Genomic DNA, 25,034 nt, shown 5'->3' with positions numbered 1-25,034 from the left:
CTTCTTTCTTAAATATCAGAGAAAGAGTCATTCCATTCTCTTCCCTTTATAACTGCTTTCATTCCCGTTAATATCTATTATTGAAACATATCAGTCTCTGAATCATATCCCAGATTATCTATATAGGTAAATACGTCATCCAGATTACACATTTTAGAGATTTTTATAAGGCCAGAAAGTATTTCATTCCTAGAAAAGTTACACTCTCTCAGCTCTAATTCTGTCATTTTATTTATCTTATAATAAAACAAAATGGCAGCTTCTATTGAATCCCTATCATTTTTATTGTCCAGCATCTCATATATAACATTTTCTGCTTCACATATTTTATTTTGTTCTATTAACTTACATACCTTTTTATACACTGTGTTTTGAGTCAAAGACATTTGTTCCAATTCATACATTGACATTTTCTCATCTTTGTATCCATTAAGTAATCGCCTTAAAAATAATCCGAACACTTCTATTTGACGCAATAGCCAGTCATCTTGATAATACATAAAAACACTTTCTATCTTTAAAATATATTATTTTAAATTATCACATAAAAAACATAGAATCTGTGAAAAGAATCTCCTGTAACACGAATTGGTTAGAATTAACTTTTAAGTATAAATACCCACATATCAGCTGTCAACTATTTAATGTCAACAATCAGAAAGACATTTCCCAATTTTTGTGATAAGATGTTCTTGCCCTCCACTGGCAAGGACATCATCTTCGTCTCCTGTCAAACATGTGAACAATCATCCGTGGAGGACATAACAAAAGAGAGGAGAAATTATGGAAAAAATACCATTCAGAAAACCATTGATGCTAATCGTTGGCTGTCTACTCTGTAGTATAGCCACAAACTGGGTCGCGATTCCCAATGGCTTCGCTGTCACTGGCGTCACGGGACTTTCCATGACGCTCTCAAAATTCATCGGGGTAAATTATGCTCTGATTTATTATGGAATTACCCTGCTAATTCTGTTTATTACTTGGCTGACTCTGGGGAAAAAAGATATGTCCAATATCGTAATCCTGTCTGTCATGTATCCAGCAGTACTTTGGATATTAAACTTGGTGGATATAAAAATCATCTTCCAGGAAAAGCTGATTGCCGTAGCTTGTTTCGGTGTAATCTACGGACTGGGTGCAGGCATTCCTTATCGCCTTGGTTATTCATACGGGGGTTCCGACACCCTGGCAAAAATTTTAAAAAAATGTATATTCAAAACCACCGATCTAAAAAATGTCATGCTCGCCATAGAATGTGCGATCATGCTGATTATGCTGACTGCATTCAGCCTAGACATCGTAGCTTATTCGTTCGTAGGAGAACTGATCTTTATCAACTGTATGAATCATATTGTATTCAATCTCGGCCCTAAACTCTATGAAGTACAGCTAATTGGAACAGACATGGGAAATATCGAAGACTTTATCATCAACAAGATTCAAAAAAGCGTCACCATCGCCAACGTGATCGGAGGATATACAAGAAAAGAAAAAATACAGATGGACTGTGTCTGTAATTCAAAAGAATATATTCAGCTCAGAAATTTTATAAAAAATGAGAAGTCTGACTGTTTCATAAAAGTAGTTCCCCTGGTCCACGTATTTGGAGAAAACAAAGATTTTCATAAACTGAACGACGAAAATATTGAATAAAAAATCCCTGCCGGTATTCCACCACACCGGCAGGGATTTCCTGTTTAAAGCAGTTCCATTACCTATCTTAGTTCTGTCTCGGATCATTCATCAACTGCAACAACTCTTCATACTTTTCATCCAGATATTCTTTCCAAGCTTGGCTGTCCAAAAAAGGATTTTTATCTGGGTGTTCCTGCATATATTTACGCTTGGCAAGTAAATCCACATTAGCGGTATGGTTGCCCATAAACAATTCTACCTCTTCATCTCTCACTTTTTTCAAAGAATTCAGATACTTCCTTCGCATCTCAAAAGTCATATCTCCAATCTCCATCAAAAAGTCTTTTTGGAGCGTGTTAAAACCAAATCCACCATAATATCCCACACGTTTTTTCTCTTTGCCGTCTGTCACATCGAAAAAGCAGGCGATACACCCTTCTGTGTGCCCCGGTACCAGATAAAACTGAATTTCTGTACTGCCAAATTTTAGTCGCTCTCCATCATGAATTTCCACATCCGGCTCAAACAACTCATCCATACAATTTCCACTGATCTGCACCATAGACTGTTCTGGATGCTCCCGGAACATCTTAGCGTCTGGTTCACTTAAATAGATTTTAGTTCCAAACATTCTTTTAAAAAAATTAGCTGCTCCAAAATGGTCCATGTGTCCATGGGAGAGAATTATCCATTTTACATCAGCTGGATCAAATCCTGCCTTCCATATAGAATAAACCAACATGGCCTGAGCACCGCAGTTTCCCGCGTCGAACATCAGCAATCCATCTCCTGTGTCCACAAGATGTACACATACCCACGAATCTCCCACATAGTATAGATTTCCATAAATCTGAAAAGGCTCTGTATACCTGCTTTCCTGGTCTGTAAAAAATCGACCGTTTCCGCTTGCCTTTAGCGCATTCTGCTGCTGCATATAGAACCCATACTCTGATTTCATCGACATTTGGTATCACTCCTCTATCAATAAAGGGGCAAAGCCACATCGTTCATGTTATAGGAAGGACCTTGTCCCGCTAATGCATGAAAGTTCTTTCCTATAATGTGTCAGCCTTCGCCCCTTATCACTTATGTTAAAATAAAATCATATTTGCAGTAATTGCAACGACGATAATAGAGATAATCAACAATGGTCCGCCTATCTTTACAAAATCCATGAATTTGTAGCCTGCCGGCAGAATCTGAATGTTTACCGCTGTTCCATAAGAAGTCGCAATCGCAAAGTTGGATGTAGCCGCAATCAGGATTACCCATGGAATCGGGCTGATTCCCAGAGCAATAGCCATCGGAATACAAATCGGGCAAAGCATAGCTGCCGTAGCATTGTTGGACATCACATTGGTCAGAACACTGCACAGCACTGCGATAACTACTGTCAAAATCGGAACCGAAGCATTGGAGCCTCCAAAGAATCCCAGCACAAAATCGGCAATCATTTTTCCACCGCCGGTAACGTCCAAACCGGTCCCCAACGTACTTACCGTACCAATTACGATGAATACATCCCAAGGAAGATCAGCATAGGCTTTCTTCACAGAAATACAGCCAGTTCCAATTACAATCACCGCACCGATCATACCTACCAAACCAATGTTCAGGAAATTACTGAAAGGTTTGAATCCCTGAATTACAAACAGCACGATACATAAAAGCATAGTCCCCAGAGCAACATTTCCTTTCCACTTTGGAACATCTGCATATTTATCTGCTCCTTGGTCTGCAAATAGCTCTTCTGCATACATATTTCCATCATTAAAATGAGGATCTTCCGGTTTCAGTACTTTTTTCAGCAGCCAGTAACCAATCGTTCCCCAGAAAATGATCTGTACGATACAAACGGGCAGCATAATCTTCGTCATGTCAAATACACCCAGGCCTGCTTCATAGCCTTTGTATCCCTGAAGCACAGAGTTCGCAGCCAACTGAGAAGTAGAGCCAATCAATGTAGTACCTCCACCGATAATAGCGCCGGTTCCTGCTGCAAAGATAACAATTTTCGAACGAATTTTTCCTGCAGAAGCTGCCGCTACTACAGCGATCAGAGGCATCCAGATCGCTACCGTTCCATTGTTGCTCATAAACGCAGACATAATCGTACAACACGCACTCGCAGCCACCACGAAACGTCTCTCAGATTTAGCCCACCAAGAGTTTCCAATCGCATTTCCAATACGGTCTGCGACTCCTGTCTCAAACAAAGCCGCACTCACGACACACATACCTACTACCATAATCCATCCAGGAGCAGAAAAGCCTTCGTATACTGCCGATAGCTCCACCTCCGGCACTAACATTGCCATCGCCACGGCTCCTGCCATGGAAACAACACTCATCGGAAATTTATTCCAGATAAAGAACGCAATCGTAACTGCGATGATAATAATTGCAACTGTACTTGAAGCCATTGTTTCTTATCCCTCCAAACAAACGTTTTTTTATCCTTCAGCCCACACAGCATCCTTCCACTTCGGATGATCGTAGACCGCTTTATCCGCTACATACGGCCATTTTTTCCCTTCTGCCACAGCCAGGCAGCCTTTAACGCACATTCTCGCCATCTTAATTACCGCCTCACGTGTCTGTGCCGCAGAGTGCGGGCTAACAATCAAGTTCGGACAATTCAACAACGGATCATCCATCTGTGGCGGTTCGTTGCAGTACACATCCGTGCCTGCACCTGCGATCGTCCCATTTTTGAGAGCTTCCACCAGGTCTGCCTCATTGACGATTCCTCCGCGGCTGCAATTGATAATCAGCGCAGTTTTCTTCATAGTCTCCAGCTGTTCCTTTGCAATCATATTTCTGGTCTCTTCCGTCAACGGCACATGAATGGTCACTACATCGCTGATCTTCAGCAGTTCCTCATAACTCTCATAGTATTCAGCGCCGAAGCCTTCGATCTGTTCCTTTGACATAAAAGGGTCATAAGCCGCGATCTTCATGCCACATCCCTGACAGATCTTGGCCGTCTCTCTTCCTATCGCCCCCAGACCTAAGATGCCCACAGTCTTTCCTTCCAGTTCAAAGGCTTTTTTCGCATCTCTGATTTTCCAGTTTCCTCTGCACATCTCTGTCTGAGCCTCCACCAGATTCTTGGACAGAGCGAACATCATGGCGACTGCATGTTCAGCGACACTGCGGTTATTTGCTCCTGGCGTAATCACAACTGGAATTCCGTGTGCAGTCGCAGTTTCTACATCGACAGAGTCATACCCCACACCGGTACGTCCAATCACTTTCAAATTCGGACTGTTTTCAATTGCATGCCCGTCACATTTTGCGATACGGACAATTAGCGCGTCCGCCTCTTTCATCTCATCCAGATAGTTATTCGGGTCTGCATTGTCAGCTACATAAATGTCAGCTTTCCCTTCCAACATCTCGAATCCTTCCGGGCATACTGCCTGTGTCATCACGAACTTCATGTTCCTACCTTCTCTCCTTCCTGTATTTTAGTTCATTCCTTTATCTGCGTTTTCTTTCAGCACTTTTTTCAAAGCCTCTACGCCTTCCTCACACAGATAGTTGAAAGGTCTACGGCAGTCACCGACAGGATAACCCAGCATAGATACTGCTTTTTTCACAACTGTGTTTGGATTTCCATATTTAAATACCGCACGGAAGCTGGCAATAGATTCCTGAGCTGCCTCAGCTTCCTCAATTTTGCCCTCTTTAAACAGATTATAAATAGAAGAAAGTACATGCGGATATACATTAGAACAGCCTGCAATTCCGCCGAATCCACCTTCTTTCAGACTAGGAAGAATCAGAGAATCGTTGCCTGACAACACGTAGAAATCTTTTTCTAGATCACGGGTCTGCTGGATATAGGCTTTCAGATTTTCCCAATCACCGCTGGAATCCTTCGCTCCCACAATCACATCTACATCCTTTGCCAATTTCGCCACAGTCTCAGGCAACAATTTGTTTCCAGTACGAGCCGGAATATTGTACAGTACAATCGGCGTATCCACATGCTTTGCCACTTCCACATAGTGGTCGTACAGTTCTTTTTGAGAGGCAACCGCAAAGCTTGGAGTGATGATGGACAATACATCAGCGCCCAATTCCTGTGCTCTTACACTCATACGGATGGTATCTGCGGTAGAGATGCATCCTGAGCCAGCATATACCGGCACACGTCCTTTGACCTGGTCAATCGCAGCCTCAAGAACCGCCTCTTTTTCTTTTTCGTTCAGAATGTACCCTTCTCCATTGGTGCCAAAGGGGAAAATCCCGTGTACACCACCGTCAATCAGACGCTCGATCTGATTGCGCAGTTCCTCAAGATTTACGCTCTCGTCCGCATTCATAGGAGTCAAAATTGGTGTAATAATTCCTTTTAATTCTACGTTCTTCATTTCTTTTATCTCCCTTAAAATTTATTTTACTATTTTCTGTGCAATTCTTCCCATGATATCTTCCGTGCCAAAACCGCCTGACTTCGAGATCACCTGCTGCCGGTATCCATTCCAAACCAGCATGGACACGACCACCCCTGGTTCGATTTCGCAGACTGGCTCTAGCTGTGTACAGCCGATCAGCTTCATATATCCCATCAAAGTGTCTCCGCCAGTCATCAAAATCGTGACATCCATCCGCCGGTCTACAATCTCCTTCACGATATGTCCGTGTGACTCTGAAATCAGAAAACGCACATCCGCCTGAGGAATTCCATGGATCATCCTATATTCATGGATATCTTCTTCTCCGTCAAAAGTATCGACCACTATTTTCTTCTCTGTCTCGCAGAGCTTTACTATTTCTCCAATAAACGCTTTTCCCTCCGGAGTCTCATAGTACGCCGGACATAATTTCTGCTCCATGGTCAGATGTCTGCAGGCAAAACCGCATTCCTTCACAGCATATTCCACCTGTTCCCGGGTAATCTGATTCAAGCTTCCGCATGCCACATACAGACTGTCTGTCTTTTGAAACATTTTCCTTTTTGCATAGTGAAAAGGAATGATCTCCACTAGGCGGTCTGCCAAAGCTGCACAGCCTGCCAGAAGCTTCAGCCTTCCCTGTGCTTTCAGCTCTTCCAAACGCCGATCAATGTCCTCTGTACAGGTCACATCACAGACAGCCACTCGGCAGTTATCTGCCCCGCAGATCTCAATGGGTTCTTCTCTTCTCAGACACCGGACCGGTATCTCACTCTGGTCCGCTATGATGTCCGGTATGTAAGATTTCTTAACTGGCTCAAAGGGGTCCGCGCCAAAGACACTGTCTTGTAGCAGCTTTCCTTCGATGTAGTGCGTTCCGTTCTCCGTGATTCTCCCAATTGTCGGATGACCTGGCATAAAAAACACCGTCTCATCTCTGTCCGTGTCAGCGACTGCTTGTAGCTCAATCCCAATATTGCCTCTAAGCGCGGAGTCTGTTTTTTTAAAGATAATCCTCACACCTCGGCGGACCGCCCAGGCCGCAATCTCATGTACAGCCTCATAAGCTTCCGCTTTTTCCATCGGCCTGGACTCGGTGTCAACCACAAGGACCTCCGTCTCAGGTCTGACATCCGCATCCTCCAGTTTTTGCTTTGTAAAAATCTGAGTACAGATTCCTCGTTTTGCAAATTGAACACCTGTGTCTAAAGCTCCGGTAAAATCATCTGCTATCATTAACAGCTTTACCATCTTATTTCCTTCCTCCTGCTACTTCTTGTTATTCGCAAGGCGGATGGCATACTCAATAGAATTTGCAAGACTCAACTCATCAGCGGACCCGGTGCCAGCGTGTCCAAAACCTGTTCCATGATCCACAGAGACCCGGATAATTGGAATTCCAAGAGTCACATTCACCCCTGCTACCGCATCCCACTTTTTCAGTTCCCTGTTATATACAAATCCTTTTACCTTCAGTGGAATGTGTCCCTGGTCATGGTACATAGCGACCACGATGTCATACCAACCACCCAAAGCCTTAGAAAACACAGTATCTGGGGGAGTCGGTTTTTTCTCCGGTATGCAAATTCCCTCTGCCATCGCCGCGTCAATCGCAGGCTGTATCTCCTCAATCTCTTCGGTTCCAAACATTCCATTTTCACCGCAGTGGGGATTCAACCCGGCTACTCCAACGTTGGGATTCTCAATTCCAAGAGCCCGGCAAGCATTATCCGCAATTCGGATTACCTCCAAAACTCTGTCTTTTTTCACTAGATCACAAGCCTGCCGAAGTGATACATGAGTCGATACATGAACAACTCTCAGATTATCATGTGCCAGCATCATTGTATACTTGGAAGTATTTGTGTAATCCGCGTAAATCTCAGTATGTCCAGAATAGTGATGCCCAGCCATATTGATTGCTTCTTTGTTGAGAGCATTCGTCACCGTAGCGTCGATCTCTCCTTTCATAGCCAAGTCAATCACCTTCACCACGTACTGGAATGCAGCCTCACCACACATCTTTGAAACCTTTCCAAAGATATGTTTTTCCATATCCACAAGTCCCATATCATAGACATCAATGACTCCGTACTCAAAACATGCGTCTTTGACTTCTTTTACTGCATGAATCCTGATTTTTCCTTCTTGCCCTACAATTTTTACCGCTTGTTCCATACAATTTGCGTCTCCGATTACAATCGGGCGGCTATTCTCATATACAACAGGATTCGCCAAAGCTTTTACGGTAATCTCTGCACCGTTTCCTGCCGGGTCTCCCATGGTGATTCCGACAATCGGTCTCTTGTTCATTTGCTGTCCCTCCCTATTCTATTTGAGTACTTTCAGATAAATATTTCGAATATCATCCAAGCTCAGCTCTTTCATATTATTGACCAACAGCCTGGTCTGTTTGCTTCCCGCATCTACCAAGAAATCTAAATCTTCCATTTTTACGCCAAACTCATTCAGATCTGTAGGAATATTTGTCGCTTTCACAATATCTGCAATCTGCCCAATCATATACTCTGCTTTCTCATCTACGGTCTTCTCATGCTCTTCTGGGAATACCGCATCACACAGCTTCGCAAGTCTCTCACTGCAAGCGCTCTTGTTATATTCCATCACATGAGCAAATAAAATCGCATTGGAGACACCATGAGCGATGTGGTATTTTCCTCCCAATGGATAAGACAACGCATGAACCGCAGTCGTTCCACTTCCTGTGATTGCCACTCCGCCGTAAAATGCGCCCAACAGCATGTTATTTTTTGCTTCCATATTTTCAGGATTGTCGTAAGCTTCTTTAATATTTTTGAAAATCAATTTCGCAGAAGCTGCCGCATACGTATCGGAAAATGGAGTAGCCTTTTTGGAGGTATAACACTCCACCGCATGAGCCAACGCGTCTACGCCGGTCGCTGCCACAATCGCTTTCGGCAGTTTTCTAATCATCTGAGAATCCAGCAACACGTAATCTGGAATCATGCTATCATTGACAATACCCTTTTTGGATTCCTCTTCCGGAATCGCAACAATCGCATTACAGGTGGCCTCTGAACCGGTTCCACAAGTCGTCGGAATCATCACGGTTTTCACCTGTTTCTTTGCCAAAGACGGATCCTTCAAAAGATCTCTCACTGTATAGCTAGCTCCTTTTAAGACAGAGCATAATTTGGCCGCATCCATAACGCTTCCGCCGCCGATGGCTACAATCAAATCCCCACTACAGCCTTCTGCTTCCTTGATGACTCTTTCCACATCCTGATAAGCAGGCTCCGCCGTAAGATCGTCAAAAATCTGATATTCCGCTTTTATCTCATCTAATGTGTTTGTCAGAATATCTAGAAGACCGGCACCTCGGATTCCCTTGTCTGTAAACACAATCAGCTTTTTCGCATTTTCTTTCTTAATGATGTCTTTAATATTCTCAACGCATCCTTCTCCGCCGCATACGCATGACGGAATCTTAATTTGATAATTCATTTTATCTCCTCCAATTGTTTCATTATGATACGTTTTTTGGTTCTTTGTTTCTTTTTCTATACAATACACTGATTTTCGATTCTATTCAACGCTTTCAATTTTATTTTTTGTTTTAATTTGAAACGTATTAAGTTTTGTTAGTTTCATTTTGACACATTTTTTATTTATTTCTTTTATATGTTGACTTTTAAATCTTTTTTTTCAAAAACCTTCCCTTTTCAGTTGACAAATAAAACACTTCTGGATTAACTTATAGATACCCTCCTTATCCATGTGTACACTGAAGGTAAGGATTCCATATGATCTCTCATACAGTCTTACCCGCTTCGGGTAAACCAAGAATAGGAGAATGCTCATGCAGAAAATAAAAATACTCGCAGTCGCGCCCTATGAGGGCATGGCTGATACTATCGCTATCCTGGCTAGCCAGCGGGACGACATCGAGCTCACTGCACAGACCGGCGATTTGAATACTGGTAAAAAAATAGCCATGGAATTGGCCCACAAAAACTACGATGTCATCATCTCTCGCGGCGGTACTGCCGAATTAATCCGTTCTACCGTAGACCTACCCGTCGTCGATATCTCCATATCCGGCTATGATATCCTACGTACTATCAAACTTGCGCAGAATTATTCCGGAAAATTTGTCATCGCCGGTTTTTCCGGCATAACCAGTTATGCTCGTGTGCTCTGTGATTTACTTCAGTATGACATTGATATCATCACCTTCTCCAGTGAGGAGAATGCGGTCGCTGCCCTGCGTACCGCCAAAAAAAAGGGCTGTACCCTGGTCCTCTGCGATATGACCGGCTCAAACGCTGCCAAAAAGCTAAACCTGAATTCTATCCTGATTACCTCCGGAACTGAGAGCATCAATGACGCCATTGACGAGGCAGTAAAACTCGTGCGTTCCTCTCAGCATGTATACAAACAAAAAGATCTGTTTCAGGCACTCCTTACCAATGAGGACCGTGAATTTCTAATCTACGATCCTGCGGGCTCCCTTTGGTTTTCCAGTCTGGTGGTCGATGAGATGAATGTATCCCTCATGCATTTTGTCCAAACTTATCTAAGCGCTTTCCTGAAGGTTCCCAATCAATGTGTCGAAAGGCAGATTCGCGACAAAATCTATACCCTCAAGAATCGCCATCTCTATTATGCGGAACAGAAATATACCGCTGTCACCATACAGCAAAAAGAGGCGCTCTATCCTGAGGAGGACTTCGGAATTACTATTTACAATAAATCTGACCAACTGCCCAATGATTTCCTAGATTTTTACAGCAGCTCTAACAACATGGGGAACATCTCTCACATGATCGAGGAGTACAGCAAAAGTCGCCTGCCAATCCTAATGATTGGAGAAATTGGCACCGGAAAAGACAAAGTGGCCTCCCTTCTCTATGAAAACGGCCCTTTTGACAGTTCACCCTTCTACAAAATAGACTGTGAGTTTATGAATGAAAGAAAGTGGAACACCTTAATCAGCAGCGATAATTCCCCCTTAAACAGCCTCCATTCCACTATCTATATTAAAAATCCAGGAGCCCTCTCTAAGAATCAGGCCGAAAAGCTTTTTCTCTATCTGGAACAGACCAACCTAGCTAAGAGAAACCGACTTTTATTCTCTCTGGTGTTAAACTCTGATCAATACCCGGAGACTACCACCGTTCGGGATTACCTAGAAAATCATCTGTCCTGCCTAACCTTAAAGCTTCCTCCTCTAAGAGAACGCGCGGACGATATTCCCAGTATCACAGCCCTGCATTTGCACAAGCTGAACGTCTCCCTGGGAAAACAGATCATCGGTTTTGAGACAGAGGCCATGGAACTTATGACCAATTTTTCTTGGCCCCACAATTTGGACCAGTTGCAGCATGTACTGAAAGAGCTCATCGTGATCACTCAAACTCCTTATATCGTATACCAGGATGTAAAACATATGCTGGAACAGGAGACCACGCCTTCTTATGGCCTCCCTTCTGCTAATCTAGACCTCCATCAGACATTAGACGAGATCAATTACCAAATCATCCAAACTGTACTAAAAGAAGAACATGGAAACAAAGAAAAAACTTCTCGTCGGCTAGGTATTAGCCGAAGTACCCTTTGGAGAATCTTGAAAAATTACGGGAAATAATCGCGCGATATCATGTACAGCTTATTACACAATAAAAGATGCCAAGAACCTTAATTTAAGATTCCTGGCATCTTCATATCTCAGAAAATTGTCTCTTTACTGAAGCATCTCTTCCTTTTTCTTGAGAATCTCCTCCACTGCCGCGCAAGCCGGACAGTCGCAGTAAACTGCTCCTGCTGCCTTGATATCTTTTGCGTGCTGCGCAACTTCTTTTGTCTTATCCGGACCAAATACTTTTGCCCCACCCTCTGACTCCGCAAAAGCTATCAGTGTGTCGATGGGCATGATATCTGCCTCCAACTCCGCAATATATTTTCTGGTCTCATCAGCTTCTTTTTCCGTTCCCACCGCGCTTAACCACTCTTTAGCAGACGCTCTCGTCTCACTGCTGCAGGTAGGAGCGTCAATCAGTTCCTGTGTCTTAGCCACAACAAAATCCAATACTTCTTTCTTCATAGTCTGCGACCTCACTTATTCTGAAATTTTCTCATATTGTACCATATTCTCTCAGAATTTGCAATTCAGCGAACAAAAGAAAGGCACAGCTTTCTGCCGTTTATTTTGTACGCACGTTTTCATCGGCGACCAGTCACTTTAGATTTTCTCCCCGTCTACAATCCGATAGCCTTTTACATGGATACAATAAGTCCTATTTTTATATAACTTTGTCTTATTCGGCAAAAAATCTAACCATGGTTCTCTATTCCGTTCGAAGCGCTGTCACTGGATCGCTCTTAGCTGCCTTCTTCGAGGGAATCAAACCTCCCAAAAGAGTTAAAAGCACGCTGAGAAGCACCAAGACTACCGCATACTGGACAGGAAGCACCGCATTGATATTGTCTGTATCCGCCAGATGATGAATCAGCATATTCCCAGGAATCAGCAAAAACAGAGTTAGGCCGATTCCAATCAGTCCCGCACAAAGACCGATGATGACGGTCTCCGCGTTGAACACCTCAGAAACATTCCCCTTAGAAGCACCGATCGCACGCAGAATTCCGATCTCCTTTTTCCTCTCCAGAACACTGATATAAGTGATGACTCCGATCATAATCGAGGAGACAATAAGGGAAATTGCTACAAATGCGATCAGCACATAACTAATGATATCAATGATATCGGTGACAGACGACATCAAAGTCCCCACTACGTCAGTATAGGTGATTACCTGATCCTCTCTGCCTTCGTCTTCCATTCTCTGGTTATACGAATCCAGGACCTTAATGACCTCTTCCTTACTCTCGAAATTCTTTGGATAGATACTGATCTCGCTGGGCTCATCGAAATCCACATACCCAAGCGACTGTAAATTCCCTTCAAAAGTGGCATTGGCGGTACTACTCATGGACATCATTAACTCTACCAATTCCTCCCCGGTCATATTCATGGAAAAGGCGTCGGAAAAAGCCTCAGCGTCAATATTCATGGAGTCCTCCAGGCTATCCCCGATCTGGGACATGGCCTGCTGCATTGCCGTCTCCATCCGGGTACTGATCTGCTCCATGATCTGGGACATTAGCTGCTCCACTACAGAAGAGATCTGAGATTCCATGCCTGCGGAAAGCGTCTCAGAATATGTGGACATCATCTCCTTAAAGTATCCTTCAAAAGCGCTGCTAAGCTGCTGCCTAAGTCCTTCCGTATCCACCGCGCCCATTAGTCCCTGCATCAGTTGAAGCTGAGCCTTTTCTGTCCCCAGATAGTCCAAAAAATGTTCTCCCATTCGTCCAGGGTCTGGCAGTCCATTGACTACAGCATACTCCTGATATCCGCTCGCTAGAGCCATCGCCAGTCCTTCTAGCTGTTCCGGGGCCACCTCTAAATCACTACTGGAATCGAGAATCTCAGAAACCCAGTTCTCCAAAATTTGTCTGGCCTCCTCCGTCTGCAAATACTCCATCAGATACGTTTCCAGTTGTGAGACGTCTGTATAATTGTTTTCCTGCACATAGGCCAGAAACCCAGTCAGAATCTCCCGAAACAGCTGTTCAAACTGATCGGTAGAAACGATGATGTCACCATTCTCCTGAATAATTCCTAAAATGTGCTCTTTTAAAATCTCCTTTGCCCCATCGGATCGAAGGTATTCCAGAAAATTCTCTCCTAAATGTGAATAGTCCGCCTGGGGGTTTTCAGTCGCATACTCCTGGTATCCGGCCAGCAGTCCGTCGAAAATCTCTCCAAAATTTTCAGCAGAGACAGACAGCTCTATATTCCCAAGCACTTCCTCCAAATTCAGCCCTTCCATGGCAGGAAGATCGATCTGCATATCGTTAAAGTCCATCATCCCGCCTAAGTCAATCGTGGAACCGTTCGTATCGAACAGCTCCGAGAGGTCAACAGAGCCCGTCAAATCTTCCAGCGCCAGCCCTCCATCCATGCCAAATGCCTCCCGCAGAGCTTCCTCATCCACAGTGACCAACGAGTCCATATCGAATTCATTCTCCTCGCTTTCTTCCCCGAAGGCTTTTCCAGTGAACACATTGAGGCTTCGGTTTTCAAGCTGTTCTTTCACGATTTCGCTGCCTGCTGCCTCTTTGGCCACATACTCTGTCAGTTCAGCAGGATAAACGATGCCAGTGCTCAAAAGTGCTCCGTTGGCGTCCTCGGCGGGCTGAACCACGCCGACAATTTTCAGATCTTCTCCGTTCTCCACCAACTCTTTCATATACTTGTCGTTTTCGCGCTTATCCCGCCATAATCCATACTCGTTGTCATACTGGTAATAATCCGAACTATTCACCTGTTTGAAAGTAATCCCCAGCAGGTCCTCATAGGAATAGTCCCCCATATCCTTTGGAACCTCAACATCCTCCTCATCGATGAACTGCTGAATCATCTCATCCAGCTCTAACGGGTCCCGCAGTCCCAGCGTATACAGCATAAAATCACTGATGCCGCCGCTGGATGTGAGAACCACCACGCACTCATTGTGATTCTTAGGCCACCGCCCTGCCTGCACATCATACTGATCTTTGTACAAATCCTCATTCTTTGGCATTTCAAAGAAAACATTCGTACTCATCATTGAGGACATCATACTGCTGGAGCTGGTGGAAGACCCCAATCCCAGAGCTTCAAAAGAAGTGTCCGGATGCACCTGGCGGATATCGTCCCCATTTTGTTTATATATCTGTGGAGAGACATTATAAGAATATTCTATCGCATTGATATAATTTTCTATTTTGCTGTCGCCACTGTCCAGATATGTCTTCAAGGATGCCAAATCATTGGAGTCCATCGTGGAAAACATATCGGTGATCATTTGGATGACATGAATCTCTCTGTCCGTTCCGTCCTCATCGCCTCCGGCTCCGGCACTGCCGGCCATTAAAGAGGTCAGATCAAATCCCGTGCTCTGAATCTCTAACGGATACTCGGAGAGAGTTTCCTCCTCCACAGTCTGAATATAGGCATTCACCCCGGTGGAGAGCGCTAAGATTAGAGCAATCCCGATAATACCGATAGAACCTGCAAAAGAAGTCAACAAAGTTCTGGCCTTCTTTGTCCGTAGATTGTTAAAGCTCAAAGACAGAGCTGTCAAAAAAGACATGGAGGATTTCCCCATGTTCTGATGCTTAGGTTTCTCACAGAGTGACTCATCTACTTCAAATGGGTCTGAATCCGTTCGTATCTTGCCGTCCCGCAGATTCACAATTCGTGTCGCGTACTGTTGTGCCAGTTCCGGATTATGAGTGACCATGACCACAAGACGGTCTTTCGCCACTTTTCTCAGAAGCTCCATCACCTGAACACTAGTATCGCTGTCCAGTGCCCCAGTGGGTTCATCCGCCAGCAGAATATCCGGATTATTCACCAAAGCCCGAGCAATAGCCACCCGCTGCATCTGGCCGCCCGACATCTGGTTGGGTTTCTTATGGAACTGTTCTCCCAGTCCCACCTCCTCCAAGGCTTTCTTTGCCCGTTCCGTACGCTCTGCTTTTCCAATGCCAGAAATCGTCAGCGCCAACTCCACATTGGCCAAAACCGTCTGGTGCGGAATCAGGTTATAGCTTTGGAATACAAACCCGATGGTATGGTTCCGGTAAGAATCCCAGTCCCGGTCCTCGTACTGCTTTGTGGAAATTCCGTTGATAATCAAATCTCCACTGTCGTACCGGTCCAGACCGCCGATGATATTCAAAAGTGTGGTCTTTCCGGAACCACTGGGGCCTAAAATTGCCACAAATTCATTGTCTCTTAAATTCAAGCTAACATTATCCAGGGCTTTCTGCACAAATTTTCCGGTGGTATATTCTTTGCATATGTGCTGTATCTGAAGCACTCTGTTCATCTCCCTATCTACATAAAATCGCGTATACTTTCTTCAGTATACGCGTTCCTAAAAATTCTCTCAATGTTCCACTGAAAAATAATTGTGAATTCTTTGTGACTAAAACACCTTACAAGATATTGGATGCTAGAACAAGAACGACTTCTTTCTCCTTGTACATTATGAATCTCTGTTTTTCGTTAATTTTCTCATTTTCATGATATAATTTTTATGTACCAGGAAAACCCTTTTCGCGCGAATGCGCGAAAGTTTTTTCCTGTTGCATAAACGCTCCGCTAAGGATGCGCACGCCGCAATAAGGTAGTACACCGCAAGGCGGTGTTGCGGCGGCACACAAAGTGAGCTGTGCCCCTCAAAGATTGAGGGGATGGAGTAATTGAAGTGGGCCGCCCACTTTGTTTTAGATAATGAATGGAGGTAATCTTATGTTTTCTGCTATTTTGGCTGATGATGAAATCAATATTTTAAACTTGCTGGAAGGCTTAATTGACTGGAACGCACTAAACATAAAAATTGCTGCCAAATGCATGACTGGTACAGAAACCTATCAAAGAATTCTTACAGAAACTCCTGATATCGTCATTATTGACATCAAAATGCCCGGCCTATCTGGGCTAGAAGTCGTCAGAAAAATACAAGAACAAAATATATTTCCGAATTTTATTTTAATCAGCGGGCATAAAGAATTCGAATATGCACGCTCTGCAATTCAATATGGTGTGGAAAATTACCTTGTAAAACCCATCAACAAGGAAGAATTGACAGAAAATCTTCAGCAAATCATACAGCGTATGGAAAAGGAACGTTCCAGCAAAAATTACGAAAAAATGCTGGAAAATCAAATTGAGACAAATTTAGCTATTTCAAGAACCCATTTCTTGAAAATGCTCTTTCTGTCTCCTGATTTGCAAGAACAAAAGTCCCTTGAAGAACTCAATCAGATTTATGGGTTAGAATTATTTTCTGGTTTTTTTCGTGTGATCTCTATTAAACCAGATACGAAAAAGCTTTTTACTCTTCCGCAATACCAGATTCTGTTGAAACAAATTTATGAATATGCCTGCCAAAAATTTCATGCTTCCTCTCAGAAAGCTTATGGAATTATTGATAATAATGAAATAATTTTTCTTATGAACTATACTTCTGAGGAAGAGTTGGCTGTTTTTTTAATATCTGTATTTGAATTGTTAAAGAATAAGTTCTACAGCTATTGTTATGTCACCTTGGGAATTTCTTCCCGAAGGGAACAACTTTTTCAAGTTTCGTTCCAGGAGGCTCACGCTGCTGTTATCAGTCGAATCTTTTTGGGAAAACATCGAATCATTGACTACAGCAGTTTGTCACAGTTTAAATCCAAATTAAATTTATCTACATACTTAGAACAGATCGGTACCTATATAGACACCTTAAATCTTTCCGGCGTAGAGAAATTATTTCTCCACCTGCAGGAAGATTTTTCCAACGATACAATTTCTCCGTCATCTGTCATCGATCTCTGTGCCAAATTTCTTGAACTGTTGAAAGACCAAATCCGCAATCAGTATCAAAAAGCTGGTATAGATTATGACTTCCCCAAAAAACAATATCAAGCGCAGATACAAAACGCCTCTTCCAAAGAAGACCTGATATCTACATTAAAACATATGATAATTGGGGAAATTTCAGCCTTTCAAAAACTACAGTATACCAAAGATAGCCGTTATATCAGTCAGGCGAAAGAATATATCCATGACCATCTTGACCAAAATATTACCTTAAACGAGGTTGCGGAAATGCTTTATATCAATCCATCTTATTTCAGCACACTATTCAAGAAAGAAACCGGTGAAACGTTCAGCAATTACATCACGCAAACCCGCATCGGACGTTCGAAGGAATTGCTAAGAGATTTAAAATACTCCATCTCAGAAATCAGCGCCATGGTTGGGTATCAGGATTCGAAATATTTCAGCAAAGTATTTCAAAAAACTGTTGGAATCAAACCTTCAAAATTTCGAAAGCTTTACACAAATTAAGAAATACACCGGTATCAAACCTGTTTCGACAGCGCGGTCAGAAAACTTTTAAAATCATTTTGCTCAATGCCTTATTCGTAAACTCAAATTTTACAGTAATCCAGCGAAAGGAATCCTTGCAGCCATGCAGAAAATAATCCGCAAAAGCCTTCCCTTTTACAAACGTTTTCTTTACATTTTAACTTTTTTTTGTTTAAATTTTATTGTTATCCTGATGATTCCAAACACAATCCTACGGATTTTCTGTTCTGTCCTGACTTTATCTGCTGTCTTAGCGTCAATCCCGTGGATTCTGTTTCCACTTTACCATCTTCACATCTTCTTTCAAGAACAGAGAATCCTGACTGAGCAGCGGCTTCCATGTAAAGATCACGATTCCAAAGCAATCAATTGTTTTTTGGACCGCTCCTATGAAAAAGCCTGCTCTATTGAAAATACCCTTTCTGACCGAAACATTGATTATCTGTCCAAGCAGATTAACACTCATTTTTTTTATAACACCTTAGATTCTATTCGGGGACGTGCTTACTGTGACGGTGCTTATTTCGTCGCAGACATGATTGAAACTTTATCTGCTTTTTTCCGATATAGTATTTCACGTAAGGGGAATATCGTATCCATACAGGATGAGCTCCAAAACCTGAATTCTTATATGAAAATTCAAATGTTTCGTTTTGGAGATCGTATTCAATACCATGTTGTCACGGAGCTTAAAAATCTAGAACAGTATCAAATTCCAAAACTCACTCTTCAGCCCATCGTCGAAAATTCCATCATTCATGGCATTGAGCATTACGAAAAAGGCGGAAAAATCGACGTACAAATTGAAGAAACCGATTCCACCGTCCTAATCCATGTTCGAGATAATGGCATTGGAATAAAAAAAGAAATATTAGATCAGATTAACTATAATTTTGAGAACAACTACTTTGAGAGTGCAGAGCTACAGAAAAAGCATTTAAATATCGCGTTAAACAACATCAACAATCGCATCTGTCTTCTCTATGGAACAAAATATCATTTACACATATTCAGTACTCAAAATCTCGGTACCGAAGTACAGATTACATTGCCTAAACTGCCAAAAACTAAAAGGACACACGATTATGAAAGAACACTTACTACAAATTGATAACTTTCGTTTTGAACAGCAAAATTTTCAGTCCTCTATTAATTTATCTATCTACAAAAGAGAATTAATTGCCGTATGCTCCCCTTCCTTTCTCGATGTAGACAAATTACAGGAAAACTATAAAAGACGTCTTTTAAAGGGTACCTTATTTTTCAAAAGCCAGCCCCCTCAGCTCCTTTCAAAAGGAAAACCCCTGAAATACTTTTACACCATTTCTAAATACAGTCATCTTATCTCTTCTCTCTCGATCTCGGACAATATATTTGCGATTCGGAGAAGTTCTTTTCCGAATCTTTTTTACATTCCCAAATATGCCAAGATCGCAGCGGAAGATTTGCTAAAGGAATTTAAACTTTCCATATCCATCCATACTCCTGTCTCTGAATTGACCAAAGCCCAGCAGCACCTGCTTCTCATACTGAAAGCTTATATCAGCTCTGCAAAAATTATTTTTTTAGATGACTTCGTAGAGTCTTATACTTATGCGGAATTCCAGCAGTTCCTCACATTAATCCGTCAACTGAGAGACAGAGAAATCACCTTTTTGGTTTTCTCGAAAAGTCCTTCTCTGGTCACGCAAAATGCAGACAGAATCTTTGTTGTATCCGATGACGGTATCACAAACATTCTTTCACATGAAAACTACCATGCTGACCGTTTATCCGCCTTGATTCTCGGAAAAACTCCGGAGCTTTTCATTCGCAAAAAATCCTGTCAGCAATCCGGTACGCTAATGAATCTGGACTGGTCCTCCTTCCTTCATGGATTAAAACCACTGACACTTCACCGCCAGGAATGTCTCTGTATTTTTGATTTCTACGGTTCCCATATTGCAAATTTATACAATTTTTTTGTAAAAAAATTCCCTTACTGCTTGGGTGGGAAAACATGTACGAATTACACCTCAGCCATTCAAAATGGCTTAGCTCCTATTGATCTTTCGAATATGATGAAATATTTTTTCCCAGACTTGTCACTTGGCGATAATCTTACCCTCTCAATCTTGAATAAAATCAATACCTTCGGCGTGATCGACCGAAAACTATGGAATTACTGTGTGAATTCTTCTATCCGTGAAATGAAAGGCCACCCTATTGAAAATGCAGAAGATTTATTTCTCTTTCTTCTCATGAAATGGAAATTGAAAAATCCTTCTTTGCTGCTTTTATCAGACTTTAATACGACCTATTCAAACCGTTCAGACCTTTATCAAAATATTTCTCAGATCAACCAGGAGGGCGCCGCTTTGGTTTTACTTTCCACAAATCTGTGGAACTGCCTATATTTTGCTGACACTCTCCTGGCTATTAAGAATACTGACGACTACCGTATCTTCCACAAAGAAGATTCAAAGACATTTGAAGATAAAGTAAAAAATTACCTTTATGGAACAAAGTGTGCAAGCCCATCTCAGATGCCCCATCCCCTCAATCTTTGAGGGGCGCAGCTCACTTTGCGCGCCGCCGCAGTACCGCTTTGTGGTGAAATCTCCCATTGCAGCGTGCGCATCCACAGCGGAGCGTTTATGTGATAGGAAAGAGCTTTCACGCATCAGCGTGACAAGGTCTTTCCTATTACAAAACAAACCTTTTTTAAAATAGCTTTTGCATCTTATACTCGAGCTCCTGATAGTCCTCCAGCAAGTGATCTCTCATGGTCAGAAAGAGCGGATAAAGCTCTCTATATATTTTACTCCATTCCGAAATCGGCTCGATCACCTGCTCCGGGGACTTCATAATTTCGTATGCCTCTTCCATACTGCGATAGATGCCTGCTGCATATCCAGCTAACATGGCGTCTCCTTTTGGTGCTCCGCTCAAAGATGCCGAGACATGTACCGGCATGTCCAAGACAGAAGCCTTTATGCGCAGCCATTCACGGCTGTTTGCACATCCGCCTGCAATTTTCATACAAGACAGCTTGGCGCCTTCCCTTTTGGCCTCCTCACAAATTTCTTTCAGCACATATGCATTTCCCTCATAGACCGCCCGCAGCATATCAGCTCTGGTCGTCAGAGCTGTCAAGCCCAGATACATGCCTTTTACCGCGCTGTCCCACAATGGTGCCCGTTCTCCCATAAGATATGGATAAAAGAAGACGCCGCCGCTGCCGGGTCTCGAAGAACGTACCATTTCTTCATACATTTCGTATATGTTTTTCCTTCCCGCAGCCTGCATCTTTTGGCGTTCTGTCTCTTCTCCCATAGATTCCCGAAACCATCGAACGGTATCTCCTGAGGAATTCGTAGGCCCAAACAGCAAGCAAGGAACCTCCTTGGTACTGACGATAGGAGAAAAAGACAAAAGCTTGGATTTCTCTGATGGCGGTTTTTTGCCGGCAAAAAAATTGTTGCTGGAAGTTCCTGTAATTTCCGCCGCCTCTCCTTGGTGATAAATTCCTAATTCCAGCAACGCGGCCGCAGAGTCTACGCCTCCCACCAACACAGGGGTTCCTTCCCGCAGGCCAGTCATTTGAGCGGCTTCTTTCGTCACTGTTCCAAGAATTTCATCCGCCCTCTTCACTGGCGGCATCCAATCTCTCAACGGAATTTCAATTACTTTTTCCAGCTCCTCGGACCAGCAGCGTTTTTTCAAATCATAGCACAGGGTCATCTCTGCCTGCCCTTCATCAATCGCTAACTGGCCGGTAAGCTTGTAATTCAGATAAGTATTGGCTTTTACAATATGCCGGGTCCTTTCATACAGTTTCGGACAATGATTTCGATACCAAATTAAATTCATAATTTGATAATAGGGGTCTGCATAGGCGCCAAATTCCCGTTTGATTCTTTCTCTTCCATAAACTTTTTCCAACCAGGCGGTTTCTTCGGCGGCTCTTCTGTCCATCCAAATATGCGCCCGGCATAGGGGATTCCCCTGCTCATCCAAAGGAAGCATCGCCATCCCCTGTGAGCTCACACAAATCGCCGCAATCTCACTGTCCGTCCAGGAAATCTGACTCGTAACTTTTCCTATGGAAAATACAGTATCCTGCCACCAAACATTCGGATCTTGTTCTGCCCAGTTAAAGTGTTCTGAGATCGTTCGATAATTTCCAGCCTCTCCTTTTGCAGCACAATTTCCATCTTCCGAAAACAACATAGCTTTCACATTTGTAGTCCCAAGATCCACACCCAGCAAATACTTTTTCATTGTTCCACCAATCCTTCTCAAATTCTCAAGCTTCTTCCCGCATGAAAGAAGCTATTTCCTCAAAAATCACCCCTAAAGCATAAGCTCCCGCGTCCGGATATCCTAAGCTTCTTTCTCCAACCGTTCCTGCCCTTCCCATTCGAGCTACCATTTCTTTGGTCTTCTCAGCGCCCTCCTTTGCTTTCTTGGCTCCTTCCTTTAGCGCCGCTTTCCAAAGCAATTTCTGATCTGCCGCAGCTCTCAAAGCCAATGAGCATGGAATCAATGCGTCAATCAAAGTCTTGTCTCCAAGTACTGCGCCTCTTCCAAAAGAACGTTCGCCCGTCTTTTGAATTCCCGCCACGGCGTTTTCCACTATTGCCGCAAAGTCATCCAAATCAAGCACCTTTTTTTCTCCTGCTGCCAAAGCGGCTGCCCGAAAAGCGGAACCCCAGACAGGCCCTGACGCTCCCCCGCAGTTTTCCATGATAATCATAGAGCAAGCCAAAAGAAATTCTTGAACTGTGCTGAATTTCTCTTCAAGCAGCATTTCCCATTCTCTTTTTACCTCTCGAAATCCCTTCGCGATACTCATCCCAAAATCGCCGTCCCCTGCATAGGAATCCAGTTTGCAAAAGGCTTTCTCATTTTTCAAAATACATTGACACATCTGATATACCATTGCCGCTATATTTTCCACAGTCATGCCTTCTTTTGAGATCACTCTCCAACTCTCTTCACATCTCATTTCTCCTTCTATCTTTTCAGCCTTCTTTAGAAGAGGCATAAACACTGCTTTTTCCACAGGTCCATCCACTCGAAAATAAGGCGCCGTACTTGGAAAATCTAAAAGCTCTTTTAATTCCTCATCCAGCTTCAGCAAAGAGATGGAGCATCCTTCCATGTCAATACTCGTCATATAATTTCCGACAAATTCTCGATATACTGGAATTCCTCTTTTGTCTAGCTCACGATTCACAGAATAATTCATCAAATACAGCTCTTGAAGGGGCGTAGCTCCAAATCCATTTACCAGCAATGCGACCTCTTCCCCTTTTTCCAGAGACAGATCTTCCAAAAGCTGCGTAACCATCCGATGGGCCATCTCATCGGCTGTCTGCATATTCTCCCGGCTTCGTCCTGGTTCCCCGTGAATACCGACGCCATATTCCATCTGTGTATCTCCGAGCTCAAATGTAGGCGTTCCTGCCGCGGGCACTGTACAGGAACTATAGGCAAATCCGATTGTCCGCACATTGTCTGCGGCTTTCTGCGCTGCTGCACATACTTGACTAAGGTCCCTTCCCTTTTCTGCCGCCGCTCCTGCGATTTTATGCACAAAGACAGTGCCTGCCACGCCTCTTCGCCCAACGGTATACAAGCTGTCCATGACAGCTATATCATCTTCCACCTTTACCATTTCTACGGAAATTCCTTCTTCCTTTGCCATGGCAGCCGCATTGGAAAAATTCATAAGATCACCGCTGTAGTTTTTCACAATCAGTAATGTCCCTTTTTCCCCTGCGGTTTCCCGCAGTCCCTGATACACTTGAACCTGAGAAGGAGACGCAAATACATCTCCGCATATCGCAGCATCCAGCATTCCCTTTCCCACATAACCGGCATGAGCAGGCTCATGTCCGCTTCCTCCGCCGCTGATTAAGGTCACTTTTCCAGGATTTAAGCTCTTTTTCCTGATAATCTTATATTTAGGGTTCCATACTACATCTGGGTTTGCATGAGCGATCCCGCTGCACATTTCCAAAACTACGTCCTCTGGCCTGTTTATTATTTTCTTCATATCCATAAACCTCTCATGTAATCAATAACAGTGTTTACAGCCCTTCCTCTTCTTTTCATTTCTCAAACAAGAATTTCTCAGGAAGCTTCAGCTGAAAAGCTTCTGCCATATCCCGGAAATTCTGTACGCTGGGCACTTGAAGTTTCTCTGCTGCCATAGAACGGACCTTTACCAGAATTTCCGCGCTTTTTTCAATCGTGTGCATCAACCCAAACGTATCCTCAAAAGTATCTCCTGTCACAAATAAACCATGCTGCGCCCAAAGCACCGCATCATAGGTTTTCATTTTCTCACACGTCAGTTTTGCGATTTCCACTGTCCCGGGAACCATCCAAGGCAGTACCCCAATCCCTGCCGGAAATGTCATCGCGCACTCTGGTTCCATCTCCCAAAGCTCTCTGGTAAACGCCTCATCCTGCAAAGGAAGCACAAATGACAGTGCAATGATATTGGCTGGATGAGCGTGATATACAAAACGGTATGTTCCTCCCGTCACTTCTTTTTTCACGGACTGACACATCAGGTGAGCTGGGAGCTCGCTCGTAGGTTTTCCTCCATGTTCCAGCCCCCAAACGATACGATATGCCTGTCCTTTTTCATCCAGTTCAATGATTCCTAACGCATCCTTTGGCTCTAGTTCCGCATTTCTCATGGTCTTTCCGCTTCCCGTCACCAAAAAGCAATCGCCTGCTAAATTTTCCATCGGCTTTTTCAGAGAAACCCATTCCCGTTCTCCATTTAATTCCAGCCCTGCCAATTCTTCCCGCTCGATACGATAGGTCAGATTTCCTCCATGGTATTCATGCCATCCAAGGCTCCATCCATCCACGCACATACGTATAAATTTATTCAAATGTTGATTTTTCTCCATCGCTGAATCTCCTCTTACACAGTAAACCCTCATGCTGCCTGTCGGCGACACCTCCATAAAATATAAGTTACGAATTGCTCCGTGCCTCGCACTTCCGCAATCCTGACAGGCATTCGCACT

General features: G+C 43.4%; 17 protein-coding genes. 4 read left to right on the top strand and 13 right to left on the bottom strand.

Annotated features, from left to right (window positions below; translation table 11 throughout):
- Positions 1-77 precede the first annotated feature (77 nt).
- Positions 78-500 (bottom strand): DUF6483 family protein, encoded by a 423-nt coding sequence (locus tag BLHYD_RS05765; RefSeq protein ID WP_005944602.1) that lies wholly within the window; start codon positions 498-500, stop codon positions 78-80.
- 283 nt (positions 501-783) lie between these two features.
- Here BLHYD_RS05765 and BLHYD_RS05760 point away from each other — a divergent pair, with 283 nt between their 5' ends.
- The gene (locus tag BLHYD_RS05760) at positions 784-1,656 is read left to right on the top strand and encodes a YitT family protein (RefSeq protein WP_005944599.1); all 873 of its coding nucleotides are present in this window, start codon (positions 784-786) and stop codon (positions 1,654-1,656) included.
- 67 nt (positions 1,657-1,723) lie between these two features.
- On the opposite strand, the gene BLHYD_RS05755 is transcribed toward BLHYD_RS05760, so the two are convergent.
- The 7 genes from BLHYD_RS05755 to BLHYD_RS05725 form a co-directional block, all read right to left on the bottom strand.
- Positions 1,724-2,602 (bottom strand): MBL fold metallo-hydrolase, encoded by an 879-nt coding sequence (locus BLHYD_RS05755; RefSeq protein WP_040350242.1) that lies wholly within the window; start codon positions 2,600-2,602, stop codon positions 1,724-1,726.
- A gap of 127 nt (positions 2,603-2,729) precedes the next feature.
- Complete coding sequence (locus BLHYD_RS05750) at positions 2,730-4,061, bottom strand: SLC13 family permease (protein WP_005944595.1); 1,332 nt, start codon at positions 4,059-4,061, stop codon at positions 2,730-2,732.
- A 30-nt stretch (positions 4,062-4,091) separates the two neighbouring features.
- The gene (locus BLHYD_RS05745) at positions 4,092-5,081 is read right to left on the bottom strand and encodes a hydroxyacid dehydrogenase (RefSeq protein ID WP_005944593.1); all 990 of its coding nucleotides are present in this window, start codon (positions 5,079-5,081) and stop codon (positions 4,092-4,094) included.
- A gap of 27 nt (positions 5,082-5,108) precedes the next feature.
- Positions 5,109-6,017, bottom strand: coding sequence for a 4-hydroxy-tetrahydrodipicolinate synthase (gene dapA, locus BLHYD_RS05740; protein WP_005944591.1), 909 nt, complete (start codon positions 6,015-6,017; stop codon positions 5,109-5,111).
- A gap of 21 nt (positions 6,018-6,038) precedes the next feature.
- Positions 6,039-7,292: a four-carbon acid sugar kinase family protein gene (locus tag BLHYD_RS05735; protein WP_005944589.1), complete on the bottom strand. Its 1,254-nt coding sequence runs from the start codon at positions 7,290-7,292 to the stop codon at positions 6,039-6,041.
- An 18-nt stretch (positions 7,293-7,310) separates the two neighbouring features.
- The gene (gene pdxA / locus BLHYD_RS05730; protein WP_005944587.1) at positions 7,311-8,354 is read right to left on the bottom strand and encodes a 4-hydroxythreonine-4-phosphate dehydrogenase PdxA; all 1,044 of its coding nucleotides are present in this window, start codon (positions 8,352-8,354) and stop codon (positions 7,311-7,313) included.
- Between the two features lie 18 nt (positions 8,355-8,372).
- Positions 8,373-9,527, bottom strand: a complete 1,155-nt coding sequence (locus BLHYD_RS05725) for an iron-containing alcohol dehydrogenase (protein ID WP_021846122.1) — start codon at positions 9,525-9,527, stop codon at positions 8,373-8,375.
- A gap of 355 nt (positions 9,528-9,882) precedes the next feature.
- Between BLHYD_RS05725 and BLHYD_RS05720 the strand changes: the two genes are divergently transcribed.
- Positions 9,883-11,670 (top strand): sigma-54-dependent transcriptional regulator, encoded by a 1,788-nt coding sequence (locus BLHYD_RS05720; RefSeq protein WP_021846123.1) that lies wholly within the window; start codon positions 9,883-9,885, stop codon positions 11,668-11,670.
- A 96-nt stretch (positions 11,671-11,766) separates the two neighbouring features.
- Here the strand turns inward: BLHYD_RS05720 and BLHYD_RS05715 are convergent, their stop codons facing one another.
- A complete protein-coding gene (locus BLHYD_RS05715) occupies positions 11,767-12,126 on the bottom strand; it encodes a hypothetical protein (protein WP_005944581.1) in 360 nt (119 codons plus the stop codon).
- Positions 12,127-12,370: 244 nt separating this feature from the next.
- Positions 12,371-15,964, bottom strand: a complete 3,594-nt coding sequence (locus BLHYD_RS05710) for an ABC transporter ATP-binding protein/permease (protein ID WP_005944579.1) — start codon at positions 15,962-15,964, stop codon at positions 12,371-12,373.
- A gap of 425 nt (positions 15,965-16,389) precedes the next feature.
- Here BLHYD_RS05710 and BLHYD_RS05705 point away from each other — a divergent pair, with 425 nt between their 5' ends.
- Positions 16,390-17,979: an AraC family transcriptional regulator gene (locus BLHYD_RS05705; protein WP_040350240.1), complete on the top strand. Its 1,590-nt coding sequence runs from the start codon at positions 16,390-16,392 to the stop codon at positions 17,977-17,979.
- Between the two features lie 214 nt (positions 17,980-18,193).
- Complete coding sequence (locus BLHYD_RS05700) at positions 18,194-19,111, top strand: sensor histidine kinase (protein ID WP_172676821.1); 918 nt, start codon at positions 18,194-18,196, stop codon at positions 19,109-19,111.
- 1,592 nt (positions 19,112-20,703) lie between these two features.
- Here the strand turns inward: BLHYD_RS05700 and BLHYD_RS05695 are convergent.
- Genes BLHYD_RS05695 through rhaD form a run of 3 tightly spaced genes read right to left on the bottom strand, consistent with a single transcriptional unit; the run spans position 20,704 to position 24,914 of the window.
- A complete protein-coding gene (locus tag BLHYD_RS05695; RefSeq protein ID WP_005944569.1) occupies positions 20,704-22,263 on the bottom strand; it encodes a xylulokinase in 1,560 nt (519 codons plus the stop codon).
- A 25-nt stretch (positions 22,264-22,288) separates the two neighbouring features.
- Positions 22,289-24,043 (bottom strand): dihydroxyacetone kinase subunit DhaK, encoded by a 1,755-nt coding sequence (gene dhaK / locus BLHYD_RS05690; RefSeq protein ID WP_070097717.1) that lies wholly within the window; start codon positions 24,041-24,043, stop codon positions 22,289-22,291.
- A 55-nt stretch (positions 24,044-24,098) separates the two neighbouring features.
- Positions 24,099-24,914 (bottom strand): rhamnulose-1-phosphate aldolase, encoded by an 816-nt coding sequence (rhaD, locus tag BLHYD_RS05685; protein WP_040350315.1) that lies wholly within the window; start codon positions 24,912-24,914, stop codon positions 24,099-24,101.
- Positions 24,915-25,034 lie beyond the last annotated feature (120 nt).

The sequence above is a fragment of the Blautia hydrogenotrophica DSM 10507 genome (genome assembly GCF_034356035.1).
Lineage (GTDB): Bacteria > Bacillota > Clostridia > Lachnospirales > Lachnospiraceae > Blautia_A > Blautia_A hydrogenotrophica.
This window is presented reverse-complemented; position numbering and strand designations above follow the sequence as displayed.

Coding starts and splice junctions, on each gene's coding strand:
- BLHYD_RS05765 (WP_005944602.1), bottom strand. CDS start 500: ATGTATTATCAAGATGACTGGCTATTGCGTCAAATAGAAGTGTTCGGA.
- BLHYD_RS05760 (WP_005944599.1), top strand. CDS start 784: ATGGAAAAAATACCATTCAGAAAACCATTGATGCTAATCGTTGGCTGT.
- BLHYD_RS05755 (WP_040350242.1), bottom strand. CDS start 2,602: ATGTCGATGAAATCAGAGTATGGGTTCTATATGCAGCAGCAGAATGCG.
- BLHYD_RS05750 (WP_005944595.1), bottom strand. CDS start 4,061: ATGGCTTCAAGTACAGTTGCAATTATTATCATCGCAGTTACGATTGCG.
- BLHYD_RS05745 (WP_005944593.1), bottom strand. CDS start 5,081: ATGAAGTTCGTGATGACACAGGCAGTATGCCCGGAAGGATTCGAGATG.
- dapA (WP_005944591.1), bottom strand. CDS start 6,017: ATGAAGAACGTAGAATTAAAAGGAATTATTACACCAATTTTGACTCCT.
- BLHYD_RS05735 (WP_005944589.1), bottom strand. CDS start 7,292: ATGGTAAAGCTGTTAATGATAGCAGATGATTTTACCGGAGCTTTAGAC.
- pdxA (WP_005944587.1), bottom strand. CDS start 8,354: ATGAACAAGAGACCGATTGTCGGAATCACCATGGGAGACCCGGCAGGA.
- BLHYD_RS05725 (WP_021846122.1), bottom strand. CDS start 9,527: ATGAATTATCAAATTAAGATTCCGTCATGCGTATGCGGCGGAGAAGGA.
- BLHYD_RS05720 (WP_021846123.1), top strand. CDS start 9,883: ATGCAGAAAATAAAAATACTCGCAGTCGCGCCCTATGAGGGCATGGCT.
- BLHYD_RS05715 (WP_005944581.1), bottom strand. CDS start 12,126: ATGAAGAAAGAAGTATTGGATTTTGTTGTGGCTAAGACACAGGAACTG.
- BLHYD_RS05710 (WP_005944579.1), bottom strand. CDS start 15,964: ATGAACAGAGTGCTTCAGATACAGCACATATGCAAAGAATATACCACC.
- BLHYD_RS05705 (WP_040350240.1), top strand. CDS start 16,390: ATGTTTTCTGCTATTTTGGCTGATGATGAAATCAATATTTTAAACTTG.
- BLHYD_RS05700 (WP_172676821.1), top strand. CDS start 18,194: ATGATTCCAAACACAATCCTACGGATTTTCTGTTCTGTCCTGACTTTA.
- BLHYD_RS05695 (WP_005944569.1), bottom strand. CDS start 22,263: ATGAAAAAGTATTTGCTGGGTGTGGATCTTGGGACTACAAATGTGAAA.
- dhaK (WP_070097717.1), bottom strand. CDS start 24,043: ATGAAGAAAATAATAAACAGGCCAGAGGACGTAGTTTTGGAAATGTGC.
- rhaD (WP_040350315.1), bottom strand. CDS start 24,914: ATGGAGAAAAATCAACATTTGAATAAATTTATACGTATGTGCGTGGAT.